We start from the raw sequence: 19802 nt of genomic DNA, 5'->3' as shown, positions 1-19802 counted from the left end.
CTCGGGCGGACCTCTCCGTCTGCGCCTCCCGCTCCGCGCGGTTCCCCGCGCCCCGGCGGGGCGGGGCGCGGGCAGCCCCGGAGAACGGCCAGGTCCGCCCGGGGAGGGAAGTTCCCTCTCCGGGCGGACCACCGGCGCGCGCGGGTTCAGATGTGGACCGCGGGCCCCGTCTCGTTCACGCCGCGGCGGGTGAGCAGGCCCAGCCCGGCCGCCGCCAGGGCGACGACCGCGGCGACCACGAAGGCCACGCCCATGCCGCTGACGAAGGAGGAGTGGACGGCGTCGGCGACGCCCTGCGGGACACCGGACGGGGCGATGCCGAGCTGGGCGGCCTGCTTGAGCTGCTCGCCGTCCGGGCCGGGGGGCAGCGGCTGGCCGGTCGCGGCCTGCCACTTGCCGGGCAGCGCGCTGGTGACCTTGGAGGCCATCACGGCGCCGAGGACGGCGGTGCCGAGGCTGCCGCCGACCTGCATCGCGGCCTGCTGGAGGCCGCCGGCCACGCCGGACAGCTCCATCGGGGCGTTGCCGACGATGACCTCGGTGGCGCCGACCATGACCGGGCTGAGGCCCAGGCCCATCAGGACGAACCAGAGGGCCATCGCGCCGTTGCCGGAGTGGATGTCGAGGGTGGACATGCCGAGCATCGCGGCGGTGGTGAAGAGCATGCCGCCGACGATCGGGATGCGCGGTCCGACCTTGCCGATCAGGTAGCCGGCCAGCGGCGCGCCGACGATCATCATGCCGGTCATCGGGAGCAGGTGGACGCCGGCGTCGACCGGGGCCATCCCGTGCACGTTCTGCAGGTAGAAGGTGACGAAGAAGATGCCGCCGAAGAAGGCGAAGGCCATCAGCACCATCAGCAGGGTGCCGGCCGAGAGCGGCACCGAGCGGAACAGCGAGAGCGGGACCAGCGGCTCCTTGGCGTACTTCTGCCAGACCGCGAAGGCCGCCAGGGCGAGCACCGCGCCGCCCAGGAAGAGCAGGGTGGCCGGGTCGCCCCAGCCCCAGCTCGGGGCCTTGATGATGCCCCAGACCAGCATGAACATCGCGCCGGAGAGCAGCACGATGCCGGGGATGTCGAAGGACTTGGCGGCGTTCTCGGCCCGGACGTCCTTGAGCACCAGCAGGCCGAGGACCAGCGCGATGACGCCGACCGGGATGTTGATGTAGAACACCGACTCCCAGTTGACGTGCTCGACCAGCAGGCCGCCGACGATCGGGCCGGCCGCGGTGGAGGCGCCGATGACGCCGCCCCAGATGCCGATCGCCATGTTGAGCTTCTCGGCGGGGAAGGCCCCGCGCAGCAGGCCGAGCGCGGCGGGCTGGAGCAGGGCGCCGAACAGGCCCTGGAGCACCCGGAACAGGATCACCTGCTGGATCGAGCCGGCGAAGCCGATGGCGGCGGAGGTGGCGGCGAAGCCGACCGCGCCGACCAGGAAGGTGGTCTTGTGGCCGAACCGGTCGCCGATCTTGCCGGCGGTGATCAAGAAGACCGCGAGGGCCAGCAGGTAGCCGGAGGTGACCCACTGGATGTCGGCGGGCGAGGCGTTCAGGTCGTGCTGGATGGCCGGGTTGGCGATGGCGACGACGGTGCCGTCGAGGGCGACCATCATGACGCCGACGGCGACGGTGAGCAGCGTCAGCCAGGGGTGTCCCCGCAGCCGGCCGCCGGCGGACGGAGCCGCTTCCTTGTCGAGTACTACGGACTGGCTCATGTCTCGGGACTTCCCCGTTCGTGTGGTGGGCAGGAGACCGCGCTGGGCACGAGAAGGGCGGTGCCCGGCCCTCACGCCCGTCCCCACGAGCTCCACGATGGACGGACACCGCCACCGGGAACATTATGTCAGCCACTGACATTCGACAAACGGTGACTCCTGTCACTTGGTGCCATCTCCTGATCGCGGCGCTATCGTGGTGGCCATGGCCACCCCCACCACCGCCGCCGACCCGCAGCCCGTCGGCCTGCGGGAACGCAAGAAGCGGCGCACCCGGGACGCCCTGGTCGACGCCGCGCACCGGCTCTTCCTCTGCCACGGCTACGGACGCACCACGGTGGACGAGATCGCGTCCGAGGTGGAGGTCTCCCAGCGCACCTTCTTCCGGTACTTTGCCAACAAGGAGGAGGTCGCCCTCGCGGTGCTGGCCGAGGCCGAGGAGGCGTTCCTGGAGTTCCTGCGGGCCCGCCCGGCCGGGGAGAACCCGCTGGAGGCGATGCGCGGCGCGGTCCGCGAGGTCTGGCAGGCCGTCGACCGGGGGCGGGACAGCGGTCCGGCCGCCCTGGAGCTGTTCGAGCTGATCGAGTCCACCCCGACGCTGCTCGCCGCCCACCTGCGGCACGCCATCCAGCAGGAGGTCGAGGTGGCCCGGATCCTCGCCGACCGCGAGGGCCTCGACCCGGCCGTCGACCTGCGCCCGCGCCTGCTGGCCGCCGTGTTCGGCACCGTGGTGCGGATCTCGCACCTCGCCTACGCCGCCGCCCCGGACGCCGGGAGCCACTCGATGGACGGCATGCTGGAGCTGATCGAGCGCCACTTCGACCAGCTGGGCCCGGCCCTGGCCGGCTCCTGGCGCTGACGGCGGCCGACCCCGTACCCGGGTACCGCCCCGGACCGGCTACCGGAGGGTGAGGACAGCGCCCCGCCCCCGCCCTACCCTCGGCCCGGTGAGCCTGTGGAAAGAGTTCCTCCGCGCCCTCACCGAGCCCCTCGGCGACCACCGGCCGCCGCTGGCGACGGCCCGCCGGCCCTGGCTCCGGCGGGCCCCCTACGTGCTGGTGCTGCTCGTGGCCGGCTCGCTGCTGCCCACCGGCGTCGTGACGCTGGTCCGGTTCCACGGGGTGGACCCCGCGCTGGCCACCGCGCTCGCCGCGGTGCAGGCCGGGGCGCTGCCGCTGGCGCTGACCCGGCCGCTGCCGGCCTGGCGGCTGGTGGTGCCCTCGGTGCTGGTCGGCGCGGTCGCCACGCACGGCGCCACCGCCGAGCGGTCCTGGCCGTGGCCGGTCACCACGCTGCTCGGGTACCTGCTCCTGATGGTCCTCCTGGCCGTCCGGGAGCGCGGGCGCACCCTGCTCGCGGTCTGGGTCGTCACCTTCCTCGGCTGCGGCCTGGGCCGGACGGTCTCCGGCGCGCACTCCGACGGCTCCTCGGTGGTCGTCACCGCGCTGTCCGGCGTGGTCCTGCTGCTCGGCTGGAGCCTGCGCGGGCGCGGCGAGGCCAAGCGGCTGCTCGCCGCGCAGGAGCGGGTCTCGGAGACCGAGCGGGCCCGGCGCGCCCTGCTGGAGGAGCGGGCCCGGATCGCCCGCGAGCTGCACGACGTGGTGGCCCACCACATGTCGGTGATCACCGTCCAGGCGGACAGCGCCCCGTACCGGATCGAGGGCCTGCCCCCGGCCGCGGTCGAGGAGTTCGGGCAGATCGCGGCCGCCGCGCGCGGCTCGCTCGGCGAGATGCGCCGCCTGCTGGGGGTGCTGCGGACCGCCGACAGCGCCGCCGACCGGGCCCCGCAGCCGGGCCTGGCCGACCTGCCGAAGCTGCTGGCCACCGTCGGCCGGGCCGGGGTGCGGGCCGAACTGGCCGTCGGGGACGGGGTGTCGGCGCTCGGCCCGGTGCCCGAGGCGGTCGGCCTGTCCGCGTACCGGATCGTCCAGGAGGCGCTGGCCAACGTCGTCCGGCACGCCCCGGGCGCCGCCGCCGAGGTCGCGGTCACCGCCGCGGACGGCGCGCTCGCCCTGGCCGTCCGCAACGGCCCGCCGCCCGGCCGGGCCCGCGCCGCCGTCGAGGTCTCCGGCGGCACCGGGCAGGGGCTGGTCGGAATGCGCGAGCGCGTCCGGCTGCTGGCCGGCACCCTGGACACCGGCCCGACCGCCGGGGGAGGCTACCGGGTCACCGCCGTCCTGCCGTTGGACGGCACCGGGCCGGGGGAGATCACCGCATGACCATCCGCGTCCTCGTCGTCGACGACCAGGCGATGGTCCGCGCCGGATTCGCCGCCCTGCTCGACGCCCAGAGCGACATCGACGTGGTCGGCGACGCGTCCGACGGCCGGCAGGCCCTGGAGGTCAGCGGGCGCACCCGCCCCGACGTGGTCCTGATGGACGTCCGGATGCCCGGGATGGACGGCCTGGAGGCCGCCCGCCGGCTGCTCGACCCGCCGCCCGGCCCGGCGCACCGGCCGCGGGTGCTGATGCTCACCACCTTCGACGTGGACGACTACGTGTACGAGGCGCTGCGGGCCGGCGCCAGCGGCTTCCTGCTCAAGGACGCCCCGCCCGCCGACCTGATCTCCGCCGTCCGGGTCGTCGCGGCCGGCGACGCGCTGCTCGCGCCCTCCGTCACCCGCCGCCTGATCGCCGACTTCGCCAGGAACCGGCCCGCGCCGCGCCGCGACCCCCGGCTGCGGCTGAACGGCCTCACCCCGCGCGAGACCGAGGTCCTGGAGCTCATCGCCCGCGGCCTGTCCAACCGGGAGATCGCCGCCCACCTCGTCCTCGCCGAACAGACCGTCAAGACCCACATCGGCCGGATCCTCGCCAAGCTCGACCTGCGCGACCGCGCCCAGGCCGTCGTGCTCGCCTACGAGAGCGGCCTGGTCCGGCCCGGCGCGCAGTAGGCCCCGCGGCCGTCCCGGGCCCGGCGGGCGGTGGCGGTGGCGGGCGCGGCGCTGTTCGCGGCGTGCGGGCCGGACGCGGCGCACGCGCCGGACGCGGCCTGAGCGGGCGTCAGCTGTCGGCGGCGGCCCGTACGCTGGCGGCCATGGCGACCTTCGACGAGCTGACCGAGCTGGCCCTGTCCCTGCCGGGGGCCCACCAGGAGGAGACCTGGGAGCAGGTGACGCTGCGGGTGGGGCGGAAGATCTTCGCGATGGGCCGCCCGGAGTCCGGGGAGGCGACGGTGAAGGCCACCCCGGCGGAGCAGGCCGAGCTGATCGCCGCCGCGCCCGGGGTGTACTCGGTGGCGCCGTACACCGGCCGGTTCGGCTGGGTGCGGGTCCGGCTGGCCGGGACCGGCCCCGAGGAGCTGCGCGAACTGCTCACCGACGCCTGGCGGTCGGTCGCACCGAAACGGGCGGTGGCCGGGCACGGGGAGCGCGGGGAGTAGCGTACGGGCGAATGTGACGCGGAACACGGTTTACTCCCTGCCCCCGGGGTCGGTCGCCCTCTACGCTGGCTGACTAGTAGTCGGAAGTCACAGCACCGTCGGGCCCGTCCCGCCGCGATGTACGGCCCGAGGGAGTGGACGCCATGCACCGCAGGCGGGTGAAGCGGATCCTGATCGGCGTGTTCGCGGGCTGTGCCGCCCTGGTGGACGCCGGCGCGGCGGCCGCGCAGGCCGCCGCCTCCAACGAGCAGCTGGCCATCACCACCCCGCCCGCGGGCAGCTCCGCCTGGGTCGCCGACCACTCCCTCGGCCGCGAGCTGCCGGACCCGGCCACCGCCGCCCCGGCCGCCGTCGCCGCGTTCTTCGCCTCGCTGGAGCCCGCCGAGCTGGACCGGCTGGTCGCCGAGTACCCGCTGGTGGTCGGCAACCTGGACGGCGCCCCGCCGGCCGTCCGCTACCGCGCCAACCGGGTGGCGATCACCGCCGAACGGGACCGCGCCCGGCAGCGCGCCGCGGACACCGGCCTGGACCCCACCACCCGCGCGCTGGCCCTCTCCCGCGCCAACGACTCGGAGCGGCTGCTCGGCGCGGACCGCCAGGTCCTCGCCTTCGACCCGCGCGGCCGCGGCCTGGTCACCGAGGTCTGGGGCGACCTCGCCACCGCCCAGCGGATCGCCGTCCTGGTGCCCGGCTCGGACGCCGACCTCGGCCACTTCGACCAGAGCGCCGACCCGCTGCGCTCCCCCGCCGGGATGGCCCGCGCGCTGTACGCCGAGGAGCACGCCCAGTCGCCCGGCACCCGCACCGCGGTGATCGCCTGGACCGGGTACGTCACCCCGCAGGGCCTGGGCCCGGACGCGGTCACCTCCCGGCTGGCGGAGGCCGCCGCGCCCCGGCTGCACCGGCTGCTCGGCGGCCTGGAGCAGACCACCCACCCGGAGGCGCCGCCCGCGCTGCTGTGCCACTCGTACGGCTCGGTGGTGTGCGGCACCACCGCGCCCACCCTGCACGCCGCGCAGCCCACCGACGTGGTGGCGTTCGGCAGCCCCGGGATGGGCGTCGACTCGGCGGCCGAGCTGGGCGCCGGCGTCCAGGTGTGGGCGGCCCGCAACCCCGGCGACTGGATCGGCAACGTCCCCTACCTGGAGGTCGGCGGCCTGGGCCACGGCGCCGACCCGACCACCCACGCCTTCGGCGCGGTGTCGGTCTCCTCGCTGGGCGCCACCGGCCACACCGGCTACCTGGCCGAGGGCACCGCGAGCCGGCACAACTTCGCCGCCATCGCGCTCGGCCACTACGGGGACGTCAGCGGCCCGTCCGAGACCCAGGGCTGACGGACCGCCACCGGAACCGCCGGCCGACGGACCGCCGCCCGGGCCGCGGTCACACCTCGCGGGCGTCCGCCGTGGCGCTCATGTCGGCGTACCGGCCGCCGACCACCTGCCCGGCGATCGGCTCCAGCTCGGCCAGCTCCTCCTTGCTCAGCACCAGCCGGGTCGCGCCCAGGTTCTCCTCCAGCCGGCTGCGCTTGCGGGTGCCCGGGATCGGCACCACCGCGGTCAGGCCGTGCACCTCGGCCCGCTGCTGCACCCAGGCCAGCGCGACCTGCGCGGCCGTCGCCCCGCGCTGCTCGGCGATCCGCCGGATCGGGGCGATCAGCCCGGCGTTCCCGGCCGCGTTCTCGCCGGTGAACTGCGGCAGGTGGCGCCGGTAGTCGTCGGCGGCCAGCTGCCCGGCGTCGGGGAGCGCCCCGGTCAGGAAGCCCCGGCCGAGCGGCGAGTACGGCACCAGCGCCACGCCCAGCTCGGCCGCCGCCGGGACGGCGCTGCGCTCCAGGCCCCGCGCGAAGATCGACCACTCGGACTGCAGCGCCGCGATCGGGTGCACCGCGTGCGCCTCCCGCAGCTCCGGGCCGGTCACCTCGGACAGGCCCAGGTACCGGACCTTCCCGGCCGCGACCAGCTCGGCCATCGCGCCCACCGACTCGGCCAGCGGCACCTGCGGGTCGCGGCGGTGCATGTAGTAGAGGTCGATCACGTCCACGCCGAGGCGGCGCAGCGAGCCGTCCACCGCCCGGCGGATGTACGCCGGGTCGTTGTTGACGCCGCGGAACCTGGCGTCGTCGGCGCGCCGCTCGATGGCGAACTTGGTGGCCAGCACGACCTGTTCGCGGTGCGCCCGGACGAACGGGCCGATCAGCTCCTCGTTGGCGCCCGAGCCGTAGACGTCGGCGGTGTCGAACAGGGTCACGCCCAGTTCCAGCGCCCGCTCCAGGGTGGCCAGCGCCTCGTCGGTGTCGGTCGGGCCGTAGAACTCGCTCATGCCCATGCAGCCCAGTCCCTGCACGCCCACGATGGGGCCGCCGGTGCCGAGGCGGGTGGTGTCGATGCCGCTCATGCGCTCTTCCTGTCCTGTCCTGAGTGGTTCGCTGTCTCCTCGTCGCCGCCGACCGGGACGCCGGGACCGCCGTAGTGGTCGATCTTCCGGTCGATCACCGCGAGCGTGGCGTGCAGGTCGGCCAGCCGCCGGCGCACCTCCGCGCGGTGCGCGACCAGCAGCTCCCGGCGCTCGTCCCGGGTGCCGTCCCCGGCCCGGATCAGCTCGACGTACCGCACCATGTCGGCCACCGGCATGCCGGTCAGCCGGAGCTTGGTCAGGAACGCCAGCCGGGCCAGGTCCGCGTCGGTGTACCGGCGCTGCCCGGCGTACGAGCGGTCCACCGGCTCCAGCAGGCCGATCCGCTCGTACCAGCGCAGCGTGTGCGCGGTCAGGCCGCTGATCGCGGCCACTTCGCTGATCGGGTGGCGCGGCATCCGGTCCGGTGCGGAGCGCGGGCTGCGGAACGCCTCCTCGCACGCCGGCTCCCTCACCGGCCACTGCTCGGACCCTGCCATTGCCACGACTCCCGTCCTCGGCGACGACCCCGACGCTACTGAGTTGGAGCGCACTCCAAGCAAGCCTGACACACACCGGCCCGCGGCCCGCCACCGGTCGTTTAGAGTTCCGCCCATGCAGAGCTTGCGGATGATCGAGGACTGGCCGGTACCCCACGCCGCGGCGGCGGTGGTCCGCGGGAGCGACGGCGCGCTGCTGGGCGCGCACGGCCCGCAGGAGCACCTGTTCCCGCTCGCCTCGGTGACCAAGCTGCTCAGCGCGTACGCCGTGCTGGTCGCCGTCGAGGAGGGCGTCTTCGAGCTCGACGACCCGGCCGGGCCGGACGGCTCCACCGTCCGCCACCTGCTGGCGCACACCTCCGGCCTGGCCTTCGACGAGCACCGGGTGACGGCCGAGCCCGGCAACCGCCGCCTCTACTCCAACGCCGGGTTCGACGTGCTGGCCGCCACCCTGGAGGGCGCCTCCGGCATCCCGTTCGCCCGGTACGCGGCCGAGGCGGTCTTCCAGCCGCTCGGCATGCACGCCACCCTGATCAACACCGCCCACCGCGCCCCGGCCGGCGCGGGCGGCCTGTCCACCGCCGCGGACCTGGTCCGCTTCGCCGCCGAGCTGCAGTCCCCCAAGCTGCTCGACCCGGCCACCGTGCGCGCGGCCACCCGCGAGGTCGCCTTCCCCGGCACCAGCGGCGTCCTGCCCGGCTTCGGCCACCGCCGCCCCAACGACTGGGGCCTCGGCTTCGAGATCCGCGACCACAAGGCCCCGCACTGGACGGGCACCGCCAACTCCCCCGCGACCTTCGGCCACTTCGGCCAGTCCGGCACCTTCCTCTGGGTCGACCCCGACGCCGGCCTCGCCTGCCTCGCCCTCACCGACCGCGACTTCGGCTCCTGGGCGGCGGAGGTCTGGCCGCAACTCAGCGACGCGGTCCTCACCGAAGCGCGCTGACGCCCCCCCGACGACGCGGAACGAACCACCGCCCCAGACACCGCCGCACCAGACACCGCCGCACCAGACGCCGCTGCGCCGGGCGTTGCTGTGCCAGACGTTGCGAAGCCAGGGGCGCGGGGAACTGCGCGAGCAACCCCGCACCCGCCGCAAGATCGCGGGCAGACATCGACTCACCGCCCTCCTCGCGACCTCGCGGACACTCACCTGCCGCCGCGCGCAGTTCCCCGCGCGCCGGTCCGCACCGCCCCGCCGTCCCGCTGTCCCCGCCGTCCCGCTAGCCGTACTTGACCGGGCTGTGCATCTCCCAGAGCAGCAGTTCGACGCCGTCCTCCCCCGCCGTCGGGTCGGCGAAGGCGTCGCCCGTGATCCGGACGGAGTCGCCGGGCCCGGCCGAGCGGCCGCCGCCCTGCGGGCCCGGGACGGTGCGGTAGCCGACCGAGCCGGCGACCACGTGGACGTAGCGGAAGGGCGCGGCGGGGAGTTCGGGCAGCGGCGTCCAGGCCGGGGCCCGGACCAGCCAGAGCGCGGCGTCGCCGCGCCGCAGCCGCAGCGCCCGGTCGCCGTCCCGCCCGGAGGCGAGCAGGGTCAGCCCGTCCCCGTCGGGGACGGTGGCGAGCCCGAAGCCGGGCGGGGCGCCGTACGCGTCGGGCTGGAGCCACATCTGGACGAAGGTGACCGGTTCGACGGCCCCGCCGGGGTTGCGTTCGGTGTGGCTGATGCCCGTCCCGGTGGACTGCACCTGGACGGTGCCGGGCCGCACCACGCTGGCGTGGCCCGCGTCGTCGCGGTGGGCGAGGGCGCCGGAGACCACCCAGGTGACGATCTCGGTCTCGCTGTGCCGGTGGGCCGCGTACCCGGCGCCGGGGGCCAGCGTCTCCTCGTTGCAGGCGAGCAGCGCGCCGAAGGAGGTGTTCCTCGGGTCGTAGTGGCCGGCGAAGGAGAAGGCGTGCCGGGCGGTGACGCCTTCGGCGGGTTCCGACAGGTAGCGCTCGGCGGTGCGCCGCAGATCGGCCCGGCCGCGCTCCTTCCGGACGGACCCGGACGCCGGTTCGACGGGTTCGAATGCCTGCCCGCCCCAGGGCGAAGAATCCACGCTCACGGGCACCACGGTAGCCGGTGTGACGGGTGCCACCGGCCGACATCGGGCCCGGCGTGCACGAGCACCCGTCAGGGTGAGGCAGGCTAGTGCCGTGCCGTCCGCTTCAGCGAAACCCGACAAGCCCTCCGACCGGTCGCCCGGCGAACGCTCCTCCCCGGAGCGGTCCGCCGAACGGGCCCCGGAGAGGAAGCCCGCCAAGCGCGCCGCCGCGCCCGGGCGCCCCGCCGCCGTACCGGGCCGGGGGCGGATGACGGCCGAGGAGCGCCGGCTGGCCGCCGAGCGGGCGGAGCTGCGGGCGGCGACGCTGAAGCGGCTGGAGAAGTCGGCGGGCAAGCTGGCGTCCGCGGCGATCGCCCGGATGGACGACCAGCTGGCCTGGTACCGGCGGATGCCGCCGGAGCACCGCTCGTGGATCGGCCTGGTCGCGCAGGCGGGCATCGCGGCGTTCACCGAGTGGTACCGGCACCCGGAGGCGCCGCAGGCGATCTCCACGGACGTGTTCGGCACCGCGCCGCGGGAGTTGACCCGGGCGATCACGCTGCGGCAGACCGTGGAGCTGATCCGCACCACCATCGAGGTGATGGAGGAGGCCATCGAGGAGGTGGCCGCGCCCGGCGACGAGGCCGGGATGCGCGAGTCGGTGCTGGTCTACGCCCGGGAGATCGCGTTCGCCACCGCCCAGGTGTACGCGCAGGCCGCCGAGGCGCGCGGCGCGTGGGACGCCCGGCTGGAGGCGCTGGTGGTGAACTCGCTGCTGTCCGGCGACGCCGACGAGGGCGTGCTGTCGCGGGCGGCGGCGCTCGGCTGGGGACAGCCCAGCCAGGTGCGGGTGGTGATGGGCAGCGCCCCGGACGGGGACAGCGAGCTGGTGGTGGAGGCGATCCGGCGGGCCGCCCGGTACGCCAAACTGCACGTGCTGACGGGCGTGCTGGGCCGCCGCCTGGTGGTGGTGGTCGGCGGCGACAAGGAGCCGGTGCACGCGGCCCGGGCGCTGATCGGCCAGTTCGCGCCCGGCCCGGTGGTGGTCGGCCCGACGGTCGGCGACCTGCTCTCGGCGACCCGCTCGGCGCACGCCGCCGCGCAGGGCCTGAAGGCGTGCGCGGCCTGGCCGGACGCGCCGCGCCCGGTGCTGGCCGACGACCTGCTGCCGGAACGGGCGCTGGCGGGCGACGAAGTGGCGCGCCGTCAGTTGGTGGAGGAGATCTACACACCCCTGGAGGAGGCCGGTTCGGCACTCCTGGAGACGCTGAGTGTCTACCTGGAGCAGGCGTCCTCCCTGGAGGGCGCGGCCCGGATGCTCTTCGTCCACCCGAACACCGTGCGCTACCGGCTGCGTCGTGTGACAGACGTCACCGGCTATGCTCCGTCAGACGTACGTTCGGCGTTCACCCTGCGCATCGCCCTTGCTCTGGGGCGTCTCGGTTCCGGATCGGACCAGGGCTGAACGGACTGTAGGGAACCCACAAGCCGACGTGCTTTTCTTCGTCATCGTCGCCTACCCGCCCCCGGGCGTCCGGCGAGAGAGGGTTGAACCGTGCTCGTTATCGTCGCCCCTGGACAGGGTGCCCAGACTCCCGGCTTCCTCAACCCCTGGCTCGAACTGGACGGCGCCGCCGACCGGCTGCGCCGGTGGTCGGCGACGGCCGGGCTCGACCTGGTGCACGCCGGAACCGCGGCCTCCGAGGAGGAGATCAAGGACACCGCCGTCGCCCAGCCGCTGCTGGTGGCCGCCGGACTGGTGACCGCCGCGGCGCTGTTCCCCGCGGGCGCGGCCGGGACGGTCGGCGCGGTGGCGGGCCACAGCGTCGGCGAGATCACCGCCGCGGCGCTGGCCGGGGTGCTCTCCGAGGAGGACGCGCTGGGCTTCGTCCGCGAGCGCAGCCTGGGCATGGCCGAGGCCGCCGCGGCGACCGCGACCGGCATGACCGCGGTGCTCGGCGGCGACCCGGAGGAGGTCGCCGCGAAGCTCGCCGAGCACGGCGTGACCCCGGCGAACAACAACGGCGGCGGCCAGATCGTCGCGGCCGGCACGCTGGAGCAGTTGGCCGCGCTGAAGGCGGACCCGCCGGCCGGCGCGCGGCTGATCCCGCTGAAGGTCGCGGGCGCCTTCCACACCGCGCACATGGCCCCGGGCGTGGCGCGGCTGGAGAAGCTGGCGCCGACCCTGACCGCCGCGGACCCGGCCCTCGCGTACGTCTCGAACCGGGACGGCGAGGTGGTCGGCTCCGGCGCCGAGGTGCTGTCCCGCCTGGTCGCGCAGGTCTCCCACCCGGTCCGCTGGGACCTGTGCATGGAGACCCTGCAGCAGCTCGGCGCGACCGCCGTGATCGAGCTGTCCCCCGCCGGGACGCTCACCAACCTGGTCAAGCGCAACGTCAAGGGTGTCGCCACGCTGGCCCTGAAGACCCCCGCCGATCTCGACAAGGCCCGCGCCCTCGTGGCCGAGCACGGCGGCCAGGAGGAGAGCGCGTGAGCGCGACCATCAAGCCGGCCACCGGCGCCCAGTACTCCCGCATCCACGGCGTGGGCGGCTACCGGCCGACCCGGGTGATCCCCAACTCCGAGGTGCTGAACTGGATCGACTCCTCGGACGAGTGGATCCGCACCCGCTCCGGGATCGCCGAGCGCCGCTGGGCCGGGCCGGAGGAGAGCGTCGCCGAGATGTCGGTGCAGGCGGCCGGCAAGGCCGTCGCGATGGCCGGCATCCGCCCGGAGCAGATCGGCGGCGTGATCGTCGCCACCGTCTCGCACCTGAAGCAGACCCCGGCGATCGCCACCGAGATCGCCCAGCGGCTCGGCTGCGGCACCGCCCCGGCGTTCGACATCTCGGCCGCCTGCGCGGGCTTCGGCTACGGCCTGAGCCTGGCCGACGGCATGGTGCGCGGCGGCAGCGCCGAGTACGTGCTGGTGATCGGCGTGGAGCGGCTGTCCGACCTGACCGACGTGACCGACCGGTCGACCGCGTTCATCTTCGGCGACGGCGCGGGCGCCGCGATCGTCGGCCCCTCCGACACCCCCGGCATCGGCCGGGTGATCTGGGGCTCGGACGGCTCGCAGGCCGACGTGATCTCGCAGACCCAGGCCTGGGACACCGCGTTCGCCAAGCCGGACGCGGTCAACGGGCCCGGCGAGGAGGCGAAGTGGCCGGCCCTGCGGATGGAGGGCCAGACCGTCTTCCGCTGGGCCGTGTACGACATGGCGAAGGTCGCCGAGCAGGCCCTGGAGGCCGCCGGGATCACCGCCGACCAGCTCGGCGCGTTCATCCCGCACCAGGCCAACATGCGGATCATCGACGCCATGGTCAAGAAGCTGGACCTGCCCCCGAACGTCCCGGTGGCCCGCGACATCGCGGAGACCGGCAACACCTCCGCCGCCTCCATTCCGCTCGCCATGGAGCGGATGCTGGAGCGCGGCGAGGCCAAGAGCGGCGACCTGGCGCTGATCATCGGCTTCGGGGCCGGTCTGGTCTACGCCGCCGCAGTCGTTACGCTCCCCTAGGCGTTCTTCCCCCGCCCCCCCTGGAAACCCGCGTCGGTCCGCCGGACCGCACGCTGTCAACACCGAGAAGGAGCAGCCGATATGGCTACCCGCGAAGAGGTTCTCGAAGGTCTCGCCGAGATCGTGAACGAGATCGCCGGCATCCCGGTCGAGGACGTCGCGCTCGACAAGTCCTTCACCGACGACCTGGACGTCGACTCGCTGTCCATGGTCGAGGTCGTCGTCGCCGCCGAGGAGCGCTTCGGCGCGAAGATCCCGGACGACGAGGTCAAGAACCTCAAGACCGTCGGCGACGCGGTGGACTTCATCGTCGCCAACGTCTGACCTGCCGTCAGGCTCCCGGTCGGGGCGCGCCGGTCGCGCCCCGGCCGGTCCCCCTCCCACCGGCCTCCCGGGCCTCCCCAGATGTGAGAGAAGAAGAAACCAGTGACTGCTGAAAACCGCACCGTGGTCGTCACGGGTATCGGCGCCTTCACGCCGCTGGGCGGCGACGCCGCCACTTTCTGGGAGGGGCTGCTGGCCGGCAAGTCCGGGGTCCGCGCCCTCACCGAGGACTGGGCGGCCGAGCTGCCGGTGCGGATCGCCGCCCGGGTGGCCGTCGAACCCGGTGAGATCCTGCCCCGTCCGCTGGCCCGCAAGCTGGACCGCTCGGCCCAGTTCGCGCTGATCGCCGCCCGCGAGGCGTGGAAGGACGCGGGCTACCAGGCCCCGGCCACCGACGACGCCAACCCGCTGGCCCCCGAGCGCCTGGGCGCGGTCATCGCCTCCGGCATCGGCGGCGTCACCACCCTGCTCGACCAGTACGACGTGCTCAAGGAGCAGGGCGTCCGCAAGGTCTCCCCGCACACCGTCCCGATGCTGATGCCCAACTCCCCGGCGGCCAACGTCGGCCTGGAGGTCGGCGCCCGCGCGGGCGTGCACACCCCCGTCTCCGCCTGCGCCTCCGGCGCCGAGGCGATCGGCTACGCGATCGAGATGATCCGCACCGGCCGCGCCGACGTGGTCGTGGCCGGCGGCACCGAGGCCGCGGTGCACCCGCTGCCGATCGTCGCCTTCTCCAACATGATGGCAATGTCCAAGAACAACGACGACCCGCAGCACGCCTCCCGCCCGTACGACAAGGCCCGCGACGGCTTCGTGCTCGGCGAGGGCGCGGGCGTGGTCGTGCTGGAGTCCGCCGAGCACGCCGCCGCCCGCGGCGCCCGGGTCTACTGCGAGGCCGTCGGCCAGGGCCTCTCCTCGGACGCCCACCACATCGCCCAGCCCGAACCGACCGGCGCCGGCGTGGCCCGCGCCATCGACGACCTGTTCGCCCGCAACGAGCTGGACAAGTCCGAGGTGGTGCACGTCAACGCGCACGCCACCTCGACCCCGCAGGGCGACACCGCCGAGATCAAGGCGCTGCGCCGCACCCTGGGCGAGCACCTCGACCACGTGGCGATCTCCGCCACCAAGTCGATGACCGGCCACCTGCTGGGCGGCGCCGGCGGCATCGAGACCGTCGCCACCGTGCTGGCCCTGTACCACCGGATCGCGCCGCCGACCGTCAACGTGGTCGACCTGGACGACGACATCGACGCCGACATCGTCCGCGACGAGGCCCGCAAGCTGCCGGTCGAGGGCCGGATCGCCGCCCTCAACAACTCCTTCGGCTTCGGCGGCCACAACGTGGTGCTGGCCTTGCGCACCGTCTGACGACGGTACGCCGCACTGCCCGCGAGGGGGGGTGCGGGGGTTCTCCCCCGCACCCCCCCTCGACGCGTCACACCACCTGGTGCAGCCAGCGCACGGGCGCGCCCTCGCCCGCGTACCGGAACGGCTCCAGTTCGTCGTCCCAGGGTTTGCCGAGCAGCTTGGCGATCTCCGCCTCCAGGTCGCCGCCCTCGCTGCGGGCGCGCAGCAGCACGGCGCGCAGCCGGTCCTCGGGGATCAGGATGTCGCCGTGGAGGCCCGTGACGGCGTGGAAGACGCCGAGCGCGGGCGTGGAGGAGTACCGCTCGCCCTCCGCTGTGGCGCAGGGCTCGCTGGTCACCTCGTAGCGCATCAGCTGCCAGCCGCGCAGCGCGGAGGCGAGCTTGGAGGCGGTGCCGGGCTCTCCCTGCCAGGAGAGTTCGGACCGCCAGTGGCCGGCCGCGGCGGGCTGCCTGATCCAGTCGAGGTTGACCCGCACGCCGAGCACGCCCGCGACCGCCCACTCGACGTGCGGGCACAGTGCGCGGGGGGCGGAGTGGATGTAGAGCACACCACGTGTCGTCACCGGGACCTCCTGGCTGTGGACGAGGGTCGCCTTCCCCAGCTGCCTCGCTCCGTCACCGGCGGGTCCTGATCAGTGGCTACCCCGGGGAGCTCAATTTATTCGACATTAGGTCATCAAATCGAGCAAAACGGACAAGCTTTCACCCCATGCTAGTCGGTCGGTCCGGGAGGTCTACCCCCGCAGCGCCCAGCTCCCCCGAACGGCCGCACGCGTACGCCCCCGCCGGGGATCGCGCTCCGGCGGGGGCGTGCTGACGGTGCGGCAGCCGACGCGGCGTCAGGCGCCGACCTCGACCACCATCTTTCCGGTGTTGGCGCCGCGCAGCATGCCGAGGAAGGCGTCGACGGCGTTCTCCACGCCCTCGACCACGGTCTCGTCGGAGCGCAGCGCGCCCTCCCGCAGCCAGCCGCCGACCTCGGCGAGGAACTGCCCGCGCAGCGCGGCGTGGTCGCCGACGATCATGCCCTGCAGGCGCAGCCGCTTGCCGATGGCGAGCGCCAGGTTGCGCGGGCCGGCCGGGGCGGCGGTGTCGTTGTACTGGGCGATGGCGCCGCACAGGGTGACCCGGCCGTGCGAGTTGAGCGCGCCGATCGCGGCCTCCAGGTGCTCGCCGCCGACGTTGTCGAAGTACACGTCGATGCCCTCGGGGGCGGCCGCGGCCAGCTGCTCGGCGACCGGACCGGCCTTGTAGTCGAAGGCGGCGTCGAAGCCGTAGCGCTCGACCAGGGCGGCGACCTTCGCGGGCGAGCCGGCCGAGCCGACGACCCGCTCGGCGCCCTTGAGCCGGGCGATCTGCCCGACCAGCGAGCCGACCGCGCCGGCCGCGCCGGAGACGAACACGGTGTCGCCCTCCCGGAACGAGGCGACCTCCAGCAGCCCGGCGTACGCGGTCAGGCCCGGCATGCCCAGGACGCCCAGGTAGGCAGAGAGCGGGGCGAGCTCCGGGTCCACCTTGACGGCGTGCGCGGCGTCCAGCGTCGCGTACTCGCGCCAGCCGAGCCCGTGCAGCACCGCGTCGCCGACCGCGAAGCCCTCGGCCTCGGAGGCGACCACGTACCCGACCGCGCCGCCGTCCATCGGCGCGCCGAGCGCGTACGGGGGGACGTAGGACTTCACGTCGTTCATCCGGCCGCGCATGTACGGGTCGACCGAGAGGTAGGCGTTGCGCACCGTGATCCGGCCGGGTTCGGGCCGCCGGACCGGGGCCTCGACCAGGGCGAAGTCGTCGGGCACGGGCCAGCCCTGCGGGCGGGCGGCCAGGTGCCACTCGCGGCCGGTGGCGGGGAGGGCGTCCTGCTCCGTCATCACTTACTCCTCAGGGTGAAATATTCACTGGCTAAAGCAATCGTTAGGATGAAAGGTTCACGTTGTCAAATGTTCAGCTAGACTCGAAAGCATGGATCAGCAGCAGGAGGAGCAGGCCATGACGGCGGAGCGGACCCCGGTCGCCGACCCGATCACGCTGGAGGTCGTCGACCTGATGGCGCGCCTGGTCGGGCTCTTCCACCGCGAGTACGAGGAGGCCGCGGCCGCCCGCTCGCTCACCGGCGCCCAGGCCAAGGTGCTGGCCCTGCTCCGGCGCGGCCCGATGCCGATGCGGCACATCGCCCAGACCCTCTCCTGCGAGCCGTCCAACATCACCGGCATCGTCGACCGGCTGGAGGGCCGCGGCTTCGTCACCCGCGAGTCCGACCCGCAGGACCGCCGGGTCAAGCTGGTGGTCGCCACCGAGGCCGGCCGCTCCGCCTCCACCGAACTGCGCGAGTCGCTGAACTTCGCCCGCGAGCCGCTGGCCGCCCTCGACGGCGACGAGCGCGCGCAACTGCGCGACCTGCTGCGGCGGATGCTCGACTCCACGTCCGGCACCGCTCCCGGCCCGGCCTCCGCGCCCGGCCCCGCCTCCCCCGGCGGCCGGGCGGGCTGAGCCCGCCGGGGGCCGCCGGGCCCGCCCGCGCCCTCCCGCCGCCGCTCCTCCTTCCGCTCCCGCTGCCGTTCCTCCTCTCCTCGCTCCCCTCCTCGCGCCCGGACGACAGCGCTGACCTGCCCGGTTCCGGCGGATCGAAGAAATTGTCGAAAAAGATGGTTCGCGTGTAACCATTCCGTTCGCCGAACCGTCCAAGTAGTGACGAGTGCCGATCCGCAGTGCGGCGGATCAGCCGAGTGCCTTCCCTCGGGTACCAGTTGCCGCTGCGCGCAGAGAGACCGCCGACCGATGACCGACGCCACGCCGAAGGCCGCTCCGACCCGTTCCCGTGGCCGCCGAATAGCCCGGGGGCTCGGCGCCACCGCTGCCGCGCTCGTCGTCGCCGCGGCCGGTGCCGGTGCCTGGTACTACCAGCGGCTGGACCGCAACATCACGACCTTCGCGCCCGAGGGCATCGCCTCCAGCCGCCCCCCGGTCGCCACGCCCGCGCCCACCGGCGGGCGCCCGGTCAACATCCTGCTGCTCGGTTCCGACACCCGCGACGACGGCAACAGCTCGCTGGGCGGCGGCGACGAGGGCGTGGGCCACTCCGACACCGCGATCCTGCTGCACGTGTACGCCGATCACAAGCACGCCGTCGGTGTGTCGATACCGCGCGACACCCTGGTCACCGTCCCGCCCTGCCTGCTGCCGGACGGCAAGTGGAGCCCGCAGCGGACCAACCAGATGTTCAACTCGGCCTTCACCGTCGGCGAGTTCAAGGCCGGCAACCCGGCCTGCACGCAGAACACCGTCGAAGCACTGACCGGCCTGCGGGTCGACCACACCCTGGTCGTCGACTTCAAGGGCTTCGCCGCCATCACCAGCGCCGTCGGCGGCGTGGACGTCTGCGTCCCCAACGACGTGGACTCGTACGGCATCCACCTCACCAAGGGGCGGCAGACCGTCTCCGGGCAGCAGGCCGTGGACTACGTCCGGGCCCGGCACGGCCTCGGCGACAGCTCCGACATCGGGCGGATGCTCCGCCAGCAGGCCTTCATGTCCTCGCTGATCAAGAAGGTGCAGGGCGAGGGCTTCGACCTGACCACCCTGCTGCCCCTGGCCGACGCCGCCACCAAGTCGCTGACCGTCGACCGCGAACTCGGCTCCCCCTACAAGCTCGCCGAGTTCGCCCAGTCCCTCCAGGACATCCAGCTCTCCGACATCCAGTTCGTCACCCTCCCCTGGCGCTTCCAGGGCGCCCGCGTCGCCGTGGTCGAACCCGACGCGAGCATCCTGTGGGGCCTGCTGCGCCAGGACCGCACCCTCGACGGCCACCCCACCGGCGGGGCCGGCGCGAGCGCGAGCCCCGGTACGGGGGTGGGGGTGAGCGCGAGCCCCGGCGCGAGCGGCGAGCCGAGCCCCGGCGCCTCCCCCTCCGCCACCGCGGCGGCCAGCGCGAGCGGCGGCGCCGGCACGGGCGGCGCGGGCACGGACGGAGCGGGTACGGGCACGGGCGGCGCGGGCGTCACCGACGGCGCGGCGCTGAACGTGCCCGTCACCGTGCACAACGCCGCCAAGACGGCCGGGCTGGCCGGCCGCACCGCGCTCTCGCTGCGCGGCAGCGGCTACACCGACATCACCATCGGCGCCAACACCCCGGCCCGCCGCACCACCCTGATCGAGTACGCCCCCTCGCTGCGGTCCGCCGCCGAACAGCTCGCCCGGCTCTACCCCGGCGCCGAACTGCGCAGCAGCCCCCTCGACGGCATCGTCCTCACCCTGGGCCAGGACCGCGCCGACACCCTCGGCGGGCCCGACGCCGCCGACCCGGACGGCACCGGCGGCATCGGTGGTACCGGTGGCATCGGCGGCACCGGTAGCAGCGCCTCGCCCAGCGCCCTGCCCACCGCCATCCCGTCCGGCATCACCGACAACACCCGCCCCGCCGACACCGACCTCTGCAGCGACCTCAACTTCGGCTGACCGTTCGCCTGCTCGCCCGTCCGCTGTCCGCCCGTTCCCGAGACCGCTCCGGGAACGGGCGGGTGGTCGGGCCCCACCGCGTTACCCCACCGGGTCGCTCCACCGCGTCACCGCGCCACC

General features: G+C 74.4%; 19 protein-coding genes. 13 read left to right on the top strand and 6 right to left on the bottom strand.

Translation table 11 applies throughout. The features are described from left to right. Positions 1 to 146 precede the first annotated feature (146 nt). Positions 147 to 1715 carry an MFS transporter gene (locus K353_RS11815; RefSeq protein WP_111553534.1) on the bottom strand — a complete coding sequence of 523 codons (1569 nt, stop codon included), beginning with the start codon at positions 1713 to 1715 and terminating at the stop codon, positions 147 to 149. Positions 1716 to 1920: 205 nt separating this feature from the next. Between K353_RS11815 and K353_RS11810 the strand changes: the two genes are divergently transcribed. From K353_RS11810 to K353_RS11790, 5 genes are all read left to right on the top strand, one after another. After that, positions 1921 to 2574: a TetR/AcrR family transcriptional regulator gene (locus tag K353_RS11810; protein ID WP_100836043.1), complete on the top strand. Its 654-nt coding sequence runs from the start codon at positions 1921 to 1923 to the stop codon at positions 2572 to 2574. A gap of 88 nt (positions 2575 to 2662) precedes the next feature. Then, positions 2663 to 3934: a sensor histidine kinase gene (locus K353_RS11805; protein ID WP_233533517.1), complete on the top strand. Its 1272-nt coding sequence runs from the start codon at positions 2663 to 2665 to the stop codon at positions 3932 to 3934. Further along, a complete protein-coding gene (locus K353_RS11800) occupies positions 3931 to 4608 on the top strand; it encodes a response regulator transcription factor (protein ID WP_111553532.1) in 678 nt (225 codons plus the stop codon). Before K353_RS11805 ends, K353_RS11800 begins: the two co-directional genes overlap by 4 nt. A 143-nt stretch (positions 4609 to 4751) precedes the next feature. Further along, the gene (locus K353_RS11795; protein WP_111553531.1) at positions 4752 to 5096 is read left to right on the top strand and encodes an MmcQ/YjbR family DNA-binding protein; all 345 of its coding nucleotides are present in this window, start codon (positions 4752 to 4754) and stop codon (positions 5094 to 5096) included. A gap of 143 nt (positions 5097 to 5239) precedes the next feature. Next, complete coding sequence (locus K353_RS11790) at positions 5240 to 6430, top strand: alpha/beta hydrolase (RefSeq protein WP_111553530.1); 1191 nt, start codon at positions 5240 to 5242, stop codon at positions 6428 to 6430. A 49-nt stretch (positions 6431 to 6479) separates the two neighbouring features. On the opposite strand, the gene K353_RS11785 is transcribed toward K353_RS11790, so the two are convergent. Both K353_RS11785 and K353_RS11780 read right to left on the bottom strand, forming a co-directional pair. Continuing rightward, entirely contained in the window at positions 6480 to 7493 is a 1014-nt protein-coding gene (locus tag K353_RS11785; RefSeq protein ID WP_111553529.1) for an aldo/keto reductase, read from the bottom strand. Continuing rightward, the gene (locus K353_RS11780) at positions 7490 to 7990 is read right to left on the bottom strand and encodes a MerR family transcriptional regulator (protein ID WP_111553528.1); all 501 of its coding nucleotides are present in this window, start codon (positions 7988 to 7990) and stop codon (positions 7490 to 7492) included. The genes K353_RS11785 and K353_RS11780 overlap by 4 nt, the downstream gene beginning before the upstream one ends. 115 nt (positions 7991 to 8105) lie before the next feature. Between K353_RS11780 and K353_RS11775 the strand changes: the two genes are divergently transcribed. Next, positions 8106 to 8936 (top strand): serine hydrolase, encoded by an 831-nt coding sequence (locus K353_RS11775; protein ID WP_111553527.1) that lies wholly within the window; start codon positions 8106 to 8108, stop codon positions 8934 to 8936. A 277-nt stretch (positions 8937 to 9213) separates the two neighbouring features. Here the strand turns inward: K353_RS11775 and K353_RS11770 are convergent, their stop codons facing one another. Continuing rightward, the gene (locus tag K353_RS11770; RefSeq protein ID WP_233533516.1) at positions 9214 to 10038 is read right to left on the bottom strand and encodes a pirin family protein; all 825 of its coding nucleotides are present in this window, start codon (positions 10036 to 10038) and stop codon (positions 9214 to 9216) included. Positions 10039 to 10285: 247 nt separating this feature from the next. Here K353_RS11770 and K353_RS11765 point away from each other — a divergent pair, with 247 nt between their 5' ends. The 5 genes from K353_RS11765 to fabF all read left to right on the top strand — a co-directional run bounded on the left by K353_RS11765 (position 10286) and on the right by fabF (position 15231). Beyond that, positions 10286 to 11482: a CdaR family transcriptional regulator gene (locus tag K353_RS11765; RefSeq protein WP_051055798.1), complete on the top strand. Its 1197-nt coding sequence runs from the start codon at positions 10286 to 10288 to the stop codon at positions 11480 to 11482. Positions 11483 to 11572: 90 nt separating this feature from the next. Then, positions 11573 to 12511: an ACP S-malonyltransferase gene (locus tag K353_RS11760; RefSeq protein ID WP_111553526.1), complete on the top strand. Its 939-nt coding sequence runs from the start codon at positions 11573 to 11575 to the stop codon at positions 12509 to 12511. After that, entirely contained in the window at positions 12508 to 13536 is a 1029-nt protein-coding gene (locus tag K353_RS11755) for a beta-ketoacyl-ACP synthase III (RefSeq protein ID WP_111553525.1), read from the top strand. Before K353_RS11760 ends, K353_RS11755 begins: the two co-directional genes overlap by 4 nt. 81 nt (positions 13537 to 13617) lie before the next feature. Then, positions 13618 to 13860, top strand: a complete 243-nt coding sequence (locus K353_RS11750) for an acyl carrier protein (RefSeq protein ID WP_033222346.1) — start codon at positions 13618 to 13620, stop codon at positions 13858 to 13860. A gap of 102 nt (positions 13861 to 13962) precedes the next feature. Then, positions 13963 to 15231: a beta-ketoacyl-ACP synthase II gene (gene fabF / locus K353_RS11745; RefSeq protein WP_111553524.1), complete on the top strand. Its 1269-nt coding sequence runs from the start codon at positions 13963 to 13965 to the stop codon at positions 15229 to 15231. 67 nt (positions 15232 to 15298) lie between these two features. On the opposite strand, the gene K353_RS11740 is transcribed toward fabF, so the two are convergent. Together K353_RS11740 and K353_RS11735 are read right to left on the bottom strand one after the other, a co-directional pair. Further along, positions 15299 to 15793, bottom strand: a complete 495-nt coding sequence (locus tag K353_RS11740; RefSeq protein ID WP_111553523.1) for a DUF3145 domain-containing protein — start codon at positions 15791 to 15793, stop codon at positions 15299 to 15301. A gap of 276 nt (positions 15794 to 16069) precedes the next feature. Further along, entirely contained in the window at positions 16070 to 17098 is a 1029-nt protein-coding gene (locus K353_RS11735; RefSeq protein WP_111553522.1) for an NADP-dependent oxidoreductase, read from the bottom strand. Positions 17099 to 17189: 91 nt separating this feature from the next. Between K353_RS11735 and K353_RS11730 the strand changes: the two genes are divergently transcribed. Both K353_RS11730 and K353_RS11725 read left to right on the top strand, forming a co-directional pair. Next, entirely contained in the window at positions 17190 to 17717 is a 528-nt protein-coding gene (locus K353_RS11730; protein ID WP_111553521.1) for a MarR family winged helix-turn-helix transcriptional regulator, read from the top strand. 288 nt (positions 17718 to 18005) lie between these two features. Beyond that, the gene (locus K353_RS11725; protein WP_111553520.1) at positions 18006 to 19682 is read left to right on the top strand and encodes an LCP family protein; all 1677 of its coding nucleotides are present in this window, start codon (positions 18006 to 18008) and stop codon (positions 19680 to 19682) included. The last annotated feature ends 120 nt before the right edge of the window (positions 19683 to 19802 follow it).

Origin of the sequence: Kitasatospora sp. SolWspMP-SS2h, from assembly GCF_003259315.1 — a bacterium.
Classification (GTDB): domain Bacteria; phylum Actinomycetota; class Actinomycetes; order Streptomycetales; family Streptomycetaceae; genus Kitasatospora; species Kitasatospora fiedleri.
The sequence above is the reverse complement of the archived record's forward strand: the minus strand, read 5'-3'. Positions and strand labels throughout refer to the sequence as shown.